This window comes from Mesorhizobium sp. M0410 (assembly GCF_040321435.1).
In the GTDB taxonomy this organism is placed as follows: Bacteria; Pseudomonadota; Alphaproteobacteria; order Rhizobiales; family Rhizobiaceae; genus Mesorhizobium.
On record NZ_JAMYRN010000009.1, the window covers coordinates 191,823 to 205,208 of the forward strand.

Annotated in this window: 12 protein-coding genes and 1 tRNA gene; 6 read left to right on the top strand and 7 right to left on the bottom strand. The window is 60.5% G+C overall.

Features of this window, described 5'->3' with window-relative positions:
• Window positions 1-467: 467 nt before the first annotated feature.
• Window positions 468-539, bottom strand: a tRNA-Arg gene (locus NKI63_RS15820).
• A 324-nt stretch (window positions 540-863) separates the two neighbouring features.
• On the opposite strand from NKI63_RS15820, the gene NKI63_RS15825 reads away from it, so the two are divergent.
• Both NKI63_RS15825 and NKI63_RS15830 read left to right on the top strand, forming a co-directional pair.
• The gene (locus NKI63_RS15825) at window positions 864-1,040 is read left to right on the top strand and encodes a hypothetical protein (protein ID WP_352571003.1); all 177 of its coding nucleotides are present in this window, start codon (window positions 864-866) and stop codon (window positions 1,038-1,040) included.
• A 53-nt stretch (window positions 1,041-1,093) separates the two neighbouring features.
• Window positions 1,094-1,309: an aminotransferase class I/II-fold pyridoxal phosphate-dependent enzyme gene (locus NKI63_RS15830; RefSeq protein WP_352822194.1), complete on the top strand. Its 216-nt coding sequence runs from the start codon at window positions 1,094-1,096 to the stop codon at window positions 1,307-1,309.
• Window positions 1,310-1,463: 154 nt separating this feature from the next.
• Here the strand turns inward: NKI63_RS15830 and NKI63_RS15835 are convergent, their stop codons facing one another.
• The 6 genes from NKI63_RS15835 to NKI63_RS15860 form a co-directional block, all read right to left on the bottom strand.
• Window positions 1,464-2,261, bottom strand: a complete 798-nt coding sequence (locus tag NKI63_RS15835) for a DUF6339 family protein (protein ID WP_352571005.1) — start codon at window positions 2,259-2,261, stop codon at window positions 1,464-1,466.
• On the bottom strand, window positions 2,258-3,166 hold the full coding sequence (locus tag NKI63_RS15840; protein WP_352571007.1) for a hypothetical protein: 909 nt from the start codon (window positions 3,164-3,166) through the stop codon (window positions 2,258-2,260). Before NKI63_RS15840 ends, NKI63_RS15835 begins: the two co-directional genes overlap by 4 nt.
• Window positions 3,163-4,872: a hypothetical protein gene (locus tag NKI63_RS15845; RefSeq protein ID WP_352822198.1), complete on the bottom strand. Its 1,710-nt coding sequence runs from the start codon at window positions 4,870-4,872 to the stop codon at window positions 3,163-3,165. The genes NKI63_RS15840 and NKI63_RS15845 overlap by 4 nt, the downstream gene beginning before the upstream one ends.
• Window positions 4,873-4,982: 110 nt before the next feature.
• Window positions 4,983-5,963 carry a PD-(D/E)XK motif protein gene (locus NKI63_RS15850; RefSeq protein ID WP_352571011.1) on the bottom strand — a complete coding sequence of 327 codons (981 nt, stop codon included), beginning with the start codon at window positions 5,961-5,963 and terminating at the stop codon, window positions 4,983-4,985.
• A gap of 22 nt (window positions 5,964-5,985) precedes the next feature.
• Window positions 5,986-8,607 (bottom strand): Z1 domain-containing protein, encoded by a 2,622-nt coding sequence (locus tag NKI63_RS15855; RefSeq protein ID WP_352822201.1) that lies wholly within the window; start codon window positions 8,605-8,607, stop codon window positions 5,986-5,988.
• Between the two features lie 168 nt (window positions 8,608-8,775).
• Entirely contained in the window at window positions 8,776-10,380 is a 1,605-nt protein-coding gene (locus NKI63_RS15860; protein ID WP_352571015.1) for a DNA cytosine methyltransferase, read from the bottom strand.
• A gap of 77 nt (window positions 10,381-10,457) precedes the next feature.
• On the opposite strand from NKI63_RS15860, the gene NKI63_RS15865 reads away from it, so the two are divergent.
• From NKI63_RS15865 to NKI63_RS15880, 4 genes are all read left to right on the top strand, one after another.
• Window positions 10,458-10,916 carry a very short patch repair endonuclease gene (locus NKI63_RS15865; RefSeq protein ID WP_502900477.1) on the top strand — a complete coding sequence of 153 codons (459 nt, stop codon included), beginning with the start codon at window positions 10,458-10,460 and terminating at the stop codon, window positions 10,914-10,916.
• Window positions 10,917-11,147: 231 nt separating this feature from the next.
• Window positions 11,148-11,768, top strand: a complete 621-nt coding sequence (locus tag NKI63_RS15870) for a type IV toxin-antitoxin system AbiEi family antitoxin domain-containing protein (RefSeq protein WP_352571124.1) — start codon at window positions 11,148-11,150, stop codon at window positions 11,766-11,768.
• Complete coding sequence (locus NKI63_RS15875) at window positions 11,761-12,630, top strand: nucleotidyl transferase AbiEii/AbiGii toxin family protein (RefSeq protein WP_352822204.1); 870 nt, start codon at window positions 11,761-11,763, stop codon at window positions 12,628-12,630. Before NKI63_RS15870 ends, NKI63_RS15875 begins: the two co-directional genes overlap by 8 nt.
• A gap of 169 nt (window positions 12,631-12,799) precedes the next feature.
• Window positions 12,800-13,378 (top strand): hypothetical protein, encoded by a 579-nt coding sequence (locus NKI63_RS15880; protein ID WP_352571019.1) that lies wholly within the window; start codon window positions 12,800-12,802, stop codon window positions 13,376-13,378.
• Window positions 13,379-13,386 lie beyond the last annotated feature (8 nt).

Sequence of the window (13,386 nt, forward strand, 5' to 3'; positions counted from 1 at the left end):
AACGTCGCTGACGCTCACGCGCAAGTTCCGAAAGAAACTGCGGAGGACCAGGGCCACGGCGCTCGTTTCGTCTAGACCGGCGCCCCAGGCATCCTCTCCGTTAGCGCCGGTTAGCGTATGGGCGATGCTCCAAGCTTCGAGATTGAGCCACTACGAGCTTAATATCGGCTCCGCATTGAGCGATACAGATTGAGATACAAACTGTGATACAATCCAGTACGAAAATCTCAGAAAAACGCTTTTTATCAACACGAGACCGGTGCGGCGAGTCTTCTCGACAGACTCGAACCTCAAATCGCCATCTGAAGGAAATGTCGGTATCAGCGGTTGCGCATCCCCGCAACAAGACAATGGATGTCGCACGAATCCATATCAGCGCTGCCGACTGGCCATCAAAAACGCCGTACTAATTGCCGTACTAATTTGCAAAAAAGTACGGCGGCAATTTGCTAAGCACCTGAAAATAATGGTGATCCCGACAGGAATCGAACCTGTGACCTACAGATTAGGAATCAGCATGGCTGAGACCGGAAAGGCCTCGCTATCCCTGTTGCGCGTGTCGGACGGATCCCCCGATCCTGAGGATCATGCCTCGCGTTGAACTGGCGCGCGCCTTTCGACGAGCGCTGATCACCCCAGCTTTTTGTCCGACGCTTGGTCGGCGTTCCGAGCGGCAGGCGCCAAGATCATCGGTGTGCCGGTCGACGCCCAGGGTATCGATGTGGCGAAGACGACTATGATCATGAGTACCGTTTCGACGGTCGCCCCGTGCTGCCGCTTGCCGCGCGGACGGATCCGGACCAAGCCATCGTCTATGTCGGTTCTCTCTCTAAATTGCTCGCGCCCGCGGTAAGGTTGGCTGCGTGGCCGCGCGGCCGGACATCCTTGCCCGCATGGCGGACCGGCGCGAAGCGATCGACCGCCAAGCGACCTGCCGCTCCAACCAAGCGCTGGCAGCGCCTATCGAGGACGGCGAACTGCGCAGGCACGCCCGCAAAGCGCGGCGGATCTATGCAGCGCGGCGCGACTTCCTGGCCTAGGAAATCGCCGGCTTCTGGGTGAAGACGTCACGTTCGACCTCCCAGCAGGAGGCTTGGCGCTGTGGCTACGATTGCGTGGAAGTAGAAGTGCGGAGACCTGGGCCAGTGCTGCAGCTCGGTCAGGCGTTGCCGTCACGCCGGGAAACCGGTTGACGCTGGACGCGGCAAACGCGCCCGAGGCGTTTCGGTTCGGCTTTGCCAGCCTCGACGAAGCGCAACTCCGGAAGGCGGTTACAGTGCTCGCACGCACTCGTTCCGCAGCCGGATGAGATCCCGCCCATGTCGGATGGCGGCGAGGCTCGCTCGGTTCACCTTGCCAGGTAGATTGCCCTTCGTTGCCGACCCTGAGACAGTTTCAGGGACTGATAGAACCGCGAGCGCATTCGCATCCTTCCTACGAACAAAACTGCTGCCAATTGCTGATCAGGTCCGACCGAGGAGGCGGCCTACCCAACCGGGCTTGGCAGGCGCTGGCGGTGTACTGTCTCCGGTGAAGAAGGAATCCATGACGGTCCCCAGTTCGGAATCCTCAATCTCCGAGAGGACCTGGATCTGATTCCGCAGTCTCAGCCGGATGATAGCTTCCCGCGTTACATCTTCCATAGCCGGACGGCCGAGCCGACCTGCCGCCCTGACCCAGGCCTCGGCGAACCCGCGCGCAAGTCGCGCGTCACTTCCGATGGATGGGCGCTCGGTGATCTGGACAAGAGCATCTTCCGTGAGCTCTGCCAGCAGCTCCCAGCGGCGGCCGGTCAGAGGACCTCTGTCGAGTATTCGCCCTCTCATCCACAGCCTCTGGAATGCATTGCGGATGCCTCCCTGAAATCGCTCGGCCGGCCTTCCGGCGAATCGCCATGCCACAAGGTCAGGCAGAACTACCGTCGCGAGGAACGCCCACACGTCATCCCGCAGTGCTTCTCCGCTTTCAAACTCAGGCACCTGTGCAAGGTGGATGGATGCAAGTTCGTCGAACCGAGCTCGCTCGATGGCGCTACCTCGGTCCGGAAATCCGCAGGCATGCCCGATCTCGAGCAGAGCCGATCGGAGTGTCCGGAGGAACTCGTCGGGCACCGGGCTTCCACCGCTCGCAGCATAAGTTGCCTCGACAGGAAAATGGGCAGACTCCAGCCCAGCATCGACGGTCACCATGAGACCCGCTGTAGACGAAAGGCACGCGTCGACTGCGATGCGGTCGAGTCTCGGCAGTAGTGCCACGCTCATGCGCGAGCCTCCTCGGTCGCGACGTCCGCAGCGGCGAGAACCGCTGCATGGAACGAGGATGGTCTTAGATCGAGCATGCTCCGAATCGTCTGGATGTCCTGGCCGGGAAAGGCCAGCCGGATCCAGAACTCGACTCTACCTGCTATGGAGTTGGAGTCGCTCTCAGCGACCGCTTGCTCGAAATCGGACTGTCGCAGCGATGTCGCGATGATCTGCGTCATGACATCGGCAAGCACCACCTGGAGGGTGGCACGATCGCCGGCGAGAAGACGCTCGGTGAAGTCGGGGCGATCGCTGTTGAGGAAAAGTCGCACAGCTCCGCCGAAGTCCCGGTGGAGGTTTCCTGGGGCCCAGTGCAGGTACCATGGCGCATAGGCTTCCGGCCTTCCAGCGAAGCGGCGGGAGAAACTCAGTGATTCCATCGGGAATCTGGGCTCCTCGCCCTCGAGACGCAGATCGATCCGGTCAGACCAGAGCCTCGATGCTGGTCGCGACGGAGACAGCGTGTGGGCGCCTGAACCGGGTTGGCCGAGGAGGATCATTGTCTCGGCAAGAAGGCGCTGGGAAAGGCCGTGTCCCGCCACTCGCTCCTCGAGAAGAATTTCTCCAGCGCGAATTTCGCGACGCGTCGCCGCAATGATCGTTCGGGGCATGTTGCCCGAACCCGTGCCGACGCGCATCAACAGCACCAAGGCGAGCTGCGCGATGTCGATCCGCAGCTGTGAGGCGGCGATATCAAGATCGACAGCAATCCGGCGCCTGAGGGTCACGTCGCGTCCGCTGTCCCAGTCCGCAATCCAGGGATCTTCTATCACGACTTCACGATCGTTCTCGACGAGTACCCATGGGCCGGCCTGCACGGCGTCGGTCCCTAGCGTCAGGAATGGAAAGGCGATACGGCTCATGTGTCGGCTGCCGCGGACAGTCGCGCACCGAGCGTCACGGCGCAATCGGATGGCATCGCAACAGCCACCTCGAACCTGCCGACTCGATCACCGATCTCGATCCGCGTCCCGCTGCCGAGCGATTCTCCGAGCTCATTGCGAGCGTCGAGCACACGAGGTTTGACGGTCGACGGCGCTTCGGCTGCGGTGCCGCCGTCCATCACAAGTGCAGGTTCAAGAAGCAGCGAGTTTGCCGCGCCGTCGCCCCTCACGACCATTTCGAAAACCGCGACAGGCCCGTCCTGGCCTTCCTCCAGTCTCAGGAACAAGGGCCGAGTGACGCCGGTGCCACCACGGCTTGCACCGCCACCACCGCCCCCGGGAGCTCGAGGACCTGCACCTTCGCCTTCACCCTCGAGTACCCGTCCAAACAGGCCGGCGACCGTCGCAAGCGACGGTCCATTATCGCCGCCGATCGGCGCCGCCGCCGGCGGATTTGCATATTCTGCCGCGGCAACCTTGATGCGGCGGACGGCGATCCGCACGATACTGCGCGCCTCCTTGTCGGCGAGCGCCTCGAATTGCCAATCATCGTGGGCGGGCGGCTCTGCTTCTGCGAAGGCAGCCTCGACGATCTGCTCATCTGACGCGATAAAGACACCAGCCCACTCGAAGCGATCATCGGGAAGCTGCACACCTTCGTAGTAGCGAACCACCAGTTCCACGGGCCGCATCACTGCGATCGCGGCGGATCGCTCCGGGAACAGGCTACCCTCACGACCTGCTGGCGAGATTCGATCTGCCCGGAGCCCTCGAACCATGCTCAAGCGACCAAGCACCCTGTTCGGCCGAAAGGAGCGTATCTCCTCGCCACTCGCCGGATCGGTCCGCAAGGCCTTCATTGCACGCGCGTAGAGATCCAGTGGAGGAAAGTCCTCAGGCCGCGGCAGTGGATATTCCGTATCCTCGATGAAAACGCGGAACTGCATCTTCCGGGTCTCGGGCGTGTCCTCGATGAGCCGGGGCCAGAAGAACCAGAGCAGTGCCTCCTGTACGAGGCTCATCGCATGCTCGCCATCGGCGCCGACAAACGCGGGGTCAAGAATCATGATCGATGTGCCTGATCGGGTAGCGTCGCGCGCAGGAAAGCCGATCGCGTCGGCAAGGTCCGCCGCCTCCCGGCCTTCGATCGGGTCGACGTACTCATCGCCGTCGGCGGGAATACCCCACCAGTGCCTTCCGGTGAACCTTCGTCTCACTCCGTGCGGGTCGTCCGCGTCGAATGCTGATCCAAGCTGGGCAGCGATGAGGCGGCGGACGGGATCGCCTGCAAGGGAGGTCTGACTGTCGATCACGATCGCCGAACAGCGGCTCGCCAGATAGAGAGAAGTCTTGCCATAGCCGTATGTGCCGCCGCCGTGCACGGTGTTGCGGCGTGACCCCACGTTCCTCAGGAAATCGACAAAGTCAGTTGGCTCGTCATCGGACGCCAGGTCAGCTCTAGTCGGTCCGGCGAGACCGGCTGTGCCGAAGTCACAGATCTCGAGCACTCGCAGAGTTTCGGAATGCAGGAAATCGTCGAGGCTGCCCGCCGCCTTGCCGTCGAGCGGTCGCTGGCTCAGGATGTCGAGACGCAGAATCGCGGCCTGTTCCGGATCAAGCGTACGCAACCGAAAATGGACCTCGGCTCCGCCGTCGGACAGGGCGGCATCGCAACTGTTCTGCACGGCCTCCCTCACCACCGTCTGGACAAGATCGATCGAGGGCGCACCGAGCAGCTTCAGATAGCCGTCGGCGGCCAGGTTGCCGGAAGCCGAATATGCCTCGGAGTGCAGTGTCAGGGGTGGTCGAGGCATGCGATCATCTCGCTGACATGAGCGTCGGCACGAACGGCAGCCAGACGGCTGGACTCGGCAGCGACAAGGTCGATTGAGTAGGAAAGGATGGTAACGCCTGTGGGCGGCGCCCCGGTCGCGAAGCTCTCCGGGATGATCCTGGGGAAGTCGTCGCCGACAACATAGTGGTGCTCGCCCTCAAGATGAAAGTTCGCCCTGTTCCACACCGGAGCGTTCGGGTCAGCGCAGCCGACAGCCGCAAGAAGATTCCGGACCCCAAGGGAGTCCGACGCCATCGACGTGGCTTCTGCGGCCAATCTCGACACGGAAAGGTCGCCGCCCGTCGACTGCTCGAGCTGATATAGCGCGAGATGCAGCACGCCTCCCGTTGGAGCGAGCAGCTGATCGATCGCTGAAATCTGGACCGAAAGTCCCGTCACCCTCGCGGAGGATTTGACCTCGAGTGCGAGTCTGCCAGCGCGAAAATCATGACGTTCCATCATGGGGCCGCGCCAGAGCTGCCAAGCGCGCGCATCAAGCCGAAGCATCCGTCGGAGCATCAGGAGCTCGCCGACGAGACCTCTCACTTCCTGGATTGTTACTCCAGAAGTCGGATCGGCGAGCAGCGATCTGAAGTCGTCGAGCGTCGACGCGCAGGCGTCGACTGGAGACAAGCCGGCCCTGATACGCTTCATCATCTCCGCGCTGACATCCGCAAAGACCCCGTCCAGGCCGGCTGCCAGGCAGACAATGTCAAGATAGCGTACGGAGACACCATTGAGAGAGTAAGTCGCGATGCCGATCCCAAGCGACGGACTGCTCGGGACCTGCGCGATCCGTTCGCTGTGTCTTATCGGGAGGAGCACGCGCAGCTCGCCCGCATTGCCCAGCGCAAGACGAACGCTTCCGAAGCCGGTCTCGATTCCCGTATCCACGCTGGGAATCCCGAGCTCGCTCGAAGCGTGACCACCACGGCGCAGCATGGACCACTCTTCGAGCGACGGCTCAGTGGACACGGCCGGCCTCGAGCTGTTCCGCGATCTCGTCTTCGATATCTTCGAGATCGTCGGCCGATGGTGGTTCCAGTCTCACGCTGTAATATCCGCCTGAGCCGTCTGCCGACCCGGGAAAGACAATCCCGAAGCCGACCAGATCCCCGACGGCTTCAAGGGCGACGCGCTGGCCCGACGGCCTTCTCGGTGTCGAGTTCCTGTCGATCGGATAGAGCAGCAGGAGCGGCACGTTGCCGACGACGCTTGCGCGCACGGCCTTCAGCCTGGTCCAATCTGTCTCTGCCGTGGCCTCTCCGCCATCGGCACAGTCGAACAGGACGTCTCTTCGCGACATCAGCGCCTTGATGTCGGCGAAATCATCCGGCCGCTCCAGTCGCGTTCTTGTCGAAAGCCGTACCGGGCCAAGTTCGCCCATCGGTGTTGCCGACGGCTCCCCGCTCCTCGGTTCGACGACTCCGACGTTCCATGTTCGCGCGCTGTCGCCAGATGCCTCGATGTATCCCAGCAGGAACTCGGCTGAGAGCTCCCTGTGGGACGCCTGCACCGAGTATGCCCGAAGAAACTGCACTATCAGGCGCCCGGGGACACCGCGAAACAGGATGCGCGTCGATTCCCGGTCGCGCAATCCGAGGTCGGTGGCCTGTGTCATCAGATGGGCGGCGGCGGTCCAGTTTCCCCGGACGATCTCAGGCCTGCGATGATCGAAGCGGATTGTCTGCACGTGCTTGCCGGCATAGCTCACGTCGGTAAGGATAGCCGCTCTCATCTTGCTTGCGGCAGTGATCGCCATCCCCGGGATCGACCTCACCCTTACCGCGAATTCCATAGGCGTCGTCTTGCGGACCGCGTACTCCGCCACATCCCCCCTGATCTCGGCCTCGATGAGGGCGAGCGAACGGAACGCCGTACTGAGCGAGTCGGTCATCCAAATGCGCGGCATGTCTTCGTATCCGGGCCGATAGCCGAACCACCGCCCCATCTGCAGCAGCGTGTCATACTGGCTGGATGTGCGCAGAAAATAGCTCACGCACAGGCCCTCGATAGTCAGGCCGCGAGCGAGGATCGAGCCGCCGACGACGATGTACGTCCGTGGAGGACCATCGTAGTCGATCCGATCTTCGCTGGTGCCATTCTCAACAGGAACTTCCAGCGCCTCGAGGACCGCTGGAATGAATGGCATCAGCTGATCTCCGGTGACATGGGGCAAGACGCACAGGTCATCAGGCACGCGCTGCTGCTCGGCCTCCCAGAGACCGAGCATCCGTGTCCCAAGAGCAGATCCGGGGTCCGTGATCTGGTCGGCGATCACCTCGAGCCATGCCTTCACCAAGGTGGCCAGTCGCTCATGCATGATCACATACGCTGATGTGTGGATCAGCATCGACATGTGGCTGTCTGCATCGCCTCGGAACCGTCGCGCTGCGCAAGACGCCAGGAAATACAGAACCGCATCTTCGAGCGATTCCGTCATGCGAGGCAGAAAATGATCCTTTTCTGCCCGGCTCGGAGGCTGAAGGAACGCCGTGTCGTCCTCCGGGATCTCCCGGATCATGTCGAGGCCCTCTTCTTCCGGCTGCGGGGAATCCGCGTCGACAGGCGGGCGGCCGAACAGACGCTCGGTCCCGAAATAACCTCCTGGTGTCGGCAACGCGGTTATGAAGTCCTTCGGGTAGAGGTCGTCGAGTTCCCTTCCTCCAGCAGGGAAGGGATTGATGAGCACGTTTGCGAACGGTGTCGCGGTATATCCTACGTAGGAATTTGCCGGGATCTTCTTGAGGATGAGGCGAATCTTCTCGTTTATGCGAGTCATATCGTACTCGCCCGAGGCTGTGTTCACACTCGCCTGATCGCATTCATCATCGATGACAAGGACCTTGAGACGGCGCAGAATCGCGGGCAGGGTGCGCTCCAATGTAAGAAGCAACTGTCCGAGCGGAGCAACATTCTTCTTCACGACTGCGAGCTGCGCTGCCCCTTCCACAGGCATCGGAAAGCCGCCATTGGGCGGCATCCTGAAATCACCCTGCTCGTCATCCCGAGTCTCGAGCTGCCACTGGTCTCTCAGCCGATCGACCAGATCCTTCTGCATGCGCCCCTGCGTCTGCTTGCGAAGCTTGTTCGTGAGGCCAGCCAGAATGATCACCAGATTGTAGCCGGCGTCGACCGCCTTTGCGATGACGGCGGTCATGTTGGCGGTCTTGCCGGACTGCACGTGTCCAATGACCAGACCACGACATGCAAAGCTCTCCTTCGAGGGATTTTCGAGCAGGGAGACGATCTCGTTCGACGCCTTGCCGATCCGGTCATCGACAGTGTCTGCGGACCAGCCCTTGGAGTCGACGAGATATGCCCGCAACGCGGGCCAGTGACGATCAGTCTCCGCCGGCCCGTGATACCAGTCCTGGCGGATTCGGAAGATCGAATTGACCCTGAGAATTTCGACGGGGCGAATGGATCCGCGAACCTGTTCGATGGCGGCGGCAAAATCCTGCTCGGTCTCGTCCGAGAAGCGGCCAAGAAACGGTTCGAGGTCCTGCCGGACGAGGCGAGCCGCATCATCCAGGCCGTCTGCCGATGACAGTCGCGCGCGCAACTGCCTGACAAACGCATCCATTTGTGTCGCTGATACCGACATCGCCCGCCCCGCTGTGAATAGACTCATCGCCCCGAATGGAGTTTGTACGCCGCAGGCCATCGGCTGCAAGCTGAAATGAAAAAACGCGAACGACTTCGTCACAAGAGCCGTACGCGAATATCCGCGTGATCTTGCAAACGGGCTTGGTCAGGCAACATACGACAGGTTCATTTCGTTTTCTGTTGCATCGCGTCTCTCGGCCGTCAGAATCACGAAAAGAGCTTCACCGATCCAGCGGGCAAGGAGAGGCGGCACCGCATTGCCAACCTGGATATACTGCTGGGTACGATTGCCTTGGAAGAGATAGTTGTCGGGGAAGGTTTGAAGACGCGCAGCCTCGCGCACCGAAAGGCTGCGACACTGCATTGGATCAGGATGGATAAAGTAGTGTCCATCCTTCGAGATGTGACTTGTAACCGTCGTTGAAGGACCGCCCGAGAGCTGCACCCTGAAGCGATCGGCAAACTTGCCGGAATTCCAGTTCTCGTGCTCCGGTGCCAGCTCCTCTGGAAAATCCGAAGCCTTCGGTGAGCGGCCGACGACTTCGGCGAAAACAGCTGCAAAGAAATAACGCGCAAGATCGCTCGCCATATGGCTACGAGTCGCATGATTTGGCAGCGTCTCCAGCCTGGGATCGATCAGCCAGTCACGAAGGTGGGAGGGGCAGTCCGGCGAGATGCCGACGCCTCGCGCCTCACGGCCGGGTATGTCGTTCAGACTCTCGAAGTTCGTACGATATTGATGAGCCGTCTGCGCAAAGGCTGCTTGCAGATCATCGGCCAGACCAGTGTCCACGTCGGCAACAAAGGCCATGGCGATGCTGACCATCTGTTTCCATTCCTCCCGGCTGTCGACGCCTCGGCTGAGACCGCTGCGCAGCTTCGGCATCCGATCCAGTACATTGCCGACGGTTGCAGTCAGGCTATGGCGAACCATCAGATCGGCGAGGGCCGAATCAGGCAAATCCGCAGCCAGGTCGGACCTGAGGCCGACGACGATCACCCGGTGGCGTGCTTGAGGAATTCCGAAATCCTCGGCACGAACTATGAAATCGGTGGCGCGTGGTTCAAACCTGCCAAAGCCAAGTTGTCCTCGGCTGCGCGGATCCAGCGCAATCAGCCGGTATTCCTCTCCATGGGGCCGGTCTCCACGCAGGTCACGAATTACCTGATCGAAAATCCGATTCTCGCCGTCGACCGACGAGGACAGCATGCCCTTGACGTTTTCCATGACAAAGGCCGCTGGCCGGAGTCGATCGAGGATGCGGATATATTCCCTGTACAGGAAGTGCTTATGATCCTCGCTGGCCACATATCCTTCCTTGCCCTGGTTGCGGGCACGGCCAACGAGGGAATAGGCTTGGCAGGGCGGGCCGCCGATAAGGATGACTTTGCCGTCGCTTTCGGTCCGGATGGCGTCGAGTCGATCGTTCAGTCGATCGTCGGGATCTTCCTTGCCAAGCTCGAGTTGCCAAGCTTCCTCTTCCGCAGCCGCCCATTCCTTTGGGTACTGTTTGGACCAGTCGGGTATGTCGCCCCCCTGATTGATCAGATCGTAGTAACTTTCAGGAAGGGAATTGCCGAACTGGCGGAGGAAGCTGCGCAGCTGCAGGGTTGAGTGCGCCGCCTTGTCCTTCTCGATCGACAGAGCAATTTTGAACGCGCGCTTTCCATCGGCGCCGGAAACGCTCGAAAACCCTTCTGCCAGTCCTCCAGGACCTGCAAATATGTCAACAACTGAATATGTTGGCAAGAATCATGCGCTTTCGACCCCGGGGAGCAAAAGTCCGATTAATATCACCTCTGCGGGGAAATGACAGGCTTGGATCGATGGCAGATGTAGTTGATCAGGCGACCCGTTCTCGGATGATGTCCGGCATTCGAGGGAAGAATACCAGGCCGGAAATGGCATTGCGAAAGGCGCTGTATCGGTCTGGCCTGCGATATCGGTTGCACGGGGCGCTTTTGCCTGGCCGACCAGATATAATTCTGTCTTCGCGACGGGCGGTGATCTTCGTCCACGGATGCTTCTGGCATCGTCACACGGGTTGTCACTGGTGCAGCAGACCAGCGTCAAGGTCGGAATTCTGGACTGCGAAGTTCGATCGGAACGTGACCCGAGACCGCGAGGTGGTCGATGCCTTGCACGCCGAAGGCTGGCGCGTCGCTATCGTCTGGGAATGTGGACTTCGGGCAGCGTATCTCGATGAGACGGTTGGACGGGTGCTGGCCTGGGTGTGGTCGGAAAGCGGTGATTTCGAAAGCGATCTTGTTCGCCCGCGCCGCTAGCCTCGCAGGGGGAGTGATGTCACATATCCTGGGTGTGTCGAAAACGAGACCCAGGATATGTGGCCTGGACCTGTGTCACATAACCTGGGTATGATGTGAAGGAGACCCAGGTTTTGTGACGCGCTTGCATGTCACATATCCTGGGTATGTTCGAGATGACACCTAGGATATGTGACGCCGCAGGTGTCCCGAAAGCTGGCCGACAGAAACGCTACCAAGGGTGTGCCACAAATGGATAGCCTGGAACTAACCCAGCGTGAACAACTCGCCACACTCTTGAACTCGACGCCGATCGTTCGCGCATATGAACTCCGCAAGGCCGGAATCGACGGCAAGACGATATCGCGCGCTGTCCAAAATGGCGAACTCATTCGCATTTCACGCGGCCTCTACCAACGCGCCGGTAGCGAGGTCGAGACTGAACAGGCACTCGCCGAAGCCGCGAAGCGGGTGCCGAAAGGCGTCATCGCGATGGTTTCCGCGCTGGCCTTTCACGGGCTGACGGATCAGATGCCTCGCAAGATATGGGTCGCAATCAGCGCGAGGGACTGGGCACCGGTTCCTTCATATCCCCCGATCCGCATCGTCGAGCTTCGGGACAAATATATGAACCAAGGAATCGAGCATCATCGAATTTCGGGGGTCGACGTTCCGATCTTCTCTGTCCCGAAAACCCTCGCCGATGTCTTCCGCAACCGAAAGCTGGTCGACCGCTCGGTCGCGGTCGAAGGCCTGAGGGCCGCGCTTGAACAGCGCAAGGCCACGCCCAGTAAAATAGCCGAAGTCGCAATCGCCGGCGACTCTTGGAGAATCATGCGCCCCTATCTTGAAGCGCTCACCTCGAATGGATAGAGACCCGAAAAATCGGGCCGCCTCGATCAAGCAGCGGTTGCTGAACCTCGCCCGCAAGGAAGCGCGGGTCTATGAAGTCGTGCTGGTGCGCTACGCGCTAGAACGGCTGCTCTACCGCCTGTCTGTCTCGGACCAGCGCGATCGTTTCATTCTGAAGGGAGGGATGCTCGTTACCCTATGGATCGACGGTGGCAATCGCGAGACGCGAGACGCTGACTTTCTTGGGCATGGCGATGCCAACCCGGAAAAGCTCAGAGCTACATTTGCCGAAATCATGGCAATCGCTACCGACGATGGGCTTGTATTCGATACCCAAGGCCTGACTGCAACCACGATCCGCGAAGAGATGGAATATGGCGGGGTTCGCCTACGCACAACAGCCTTTTTGGAGCGGTCTAGGATCCCAATTACGATCGACATAGGGTTTGGCGACGCTCTAGCTGCAGCGGCGCAACCGCTCGCCTATCCATCGTTGCTTGGCATGGAGACGCCGCAGATACGGACCTATCCCCCGGCAACAGTTATCGCTGAGAAATTTCAGGCCATGGTCGCGCTGGGCATCGCCAACGGTCGCATGAAAGATTACTACGATCTGTGGGCGATCCCCAAGGCAGTCCCTCTCGCAGATACGGATCTGGATGCTGCTATCCGAGCGACTTTCGAGCGGCGACATACTGACATTCCTGACGGTAGGCCACCTGGTCTTTCAACGACATTGCTGGACGATGGGACCAAGCAGCGCCAATGGCGTGCCTACGCACAATCAATCGACCACGACGGCCTGTCGCTGGTGGAGGTTGTGGATGCCGTCTGGGCGCTGGTGGGACCATCGTGCGCGCGCATCAGATCGTCTGACAATTAAATTGTGGCCCGTAACCCGGACGTATCTGCTGTAAATGGCACCCTGTCGGCAGCTCGCCAATCCGATTGACGCTGTGTTTCGATCGACAGCCTACAATGGTCGTTGAACCGGGATGCAAGCCAGAAACGGGAGCCGGTGGGGCTGGTACCTAGGATAAGGGATAAACAAGATGGAGGACGATGCCGGGGGCAATGCGCGAACGCTCGAGATCGATCTCGGCGAAGAGTTCGAAATGGATCTGGCGACGCTTGATCCACATGCTTACGATCGGATTTTCGTTTACGTGCCGCTCCCTTCATTCGGGTCAACCCAGTCCTATCGCGACATCTGCGGAGATCTTCTTGACGCCTCGTGGGCCATCGAACGGATGGCTGTACATGCGAAGTGTGTCAGGACCGAAAACCCACCCGGAGGCTACCGCTGCATCAGGGCCGTCCTCACTGGACCAAGGCCGGGACTATTCGGCGCCATCGCCGACTGTGCGCTTCTGCTCGGGGAACTCGAGGATTTCACAGACGATGCAGAACTGGAGGAACTGCAGAACCTTCGCGAACAGGTCTATGACTATGAGGACAAGCTAGAGACCCTGGTTCCCCGAGCGCCGGAGATTATCGACTGGTATTTCGCCAACCTTCACGCCGCGAACAGCGAGTTGCGATCCGAAGCGCCGGAGGCATGGAGCAGTCAGATGGAGGGCTTCCCAGAGCGGCGCCTCGGGTTCATCGCAGCGGCTTCAGCGGCATACTAGGCGGGAGC

What these genes read in the sequence shown, in the direction of transcription:
- NKI63_RS15835 (WP_352571005.1), bottom strand. Translation starts at nt 2,261, where the DNA reads ATGAGCGTGGCACTACTGCCGAGACTCGACCGCATCGCAGTCGACGCG.
- NKI63_RS15840 (WP_352571007.1), bottom strand. Translation starts at nt 3,166, where the DNA reads ATGAGCCGTATCGCCTTTCCATTCCTGACGCTAGGGACCGACGCCGTG.
- NKI63_RS15850 (WP_352571011.1), bottom strand. Translation starts at nt 5,963, where the DNA reads ATGCTGCGCCGTGGTGGTCACGCTTCGAGCGAGCTCGGGATTCCCAGC.
- NKI63_RS15855 (WP_352822201.1), bottom strand. Translation starts at nt 8,607, where the DNA reads ATGGATGCGTTTGTCAGGCAGTTGCGCGCGCGACTGTCATCGGCAGAC.
- NKI63_RS15865 (WP_502900477.1), top strand. Translation starts at nt 10,458, where the DNA reads ATGGCAGATGTAGTTGATCAGGCGACCCGTTCTCGGATGATGTCCGGC.
- NKI63_RS15870 (WP_352571124.1), top strand. Translation starts at nt 11,148, where the DNA reads ATGGATAGCCTGGAACTAACCCAGCGTGAACAACTCGCCACACTCTTG.
- NKI63_RS15875 (WP_352822204.1), top strand. Translation starts at nt 11,761, where the DNA reads ATGGATAGAGACCCGAAAAATCGGGCCGCCTCGATCAAGCAGCGGTTG.
- NKI63_RS15880 (WP_352571019.1), top strand. Translation starts at nt 12,800, where the DNA reads ATGGAGGACGATGCCGGGGGCAATGCGCGAACGCTCGAGATCGATCTC.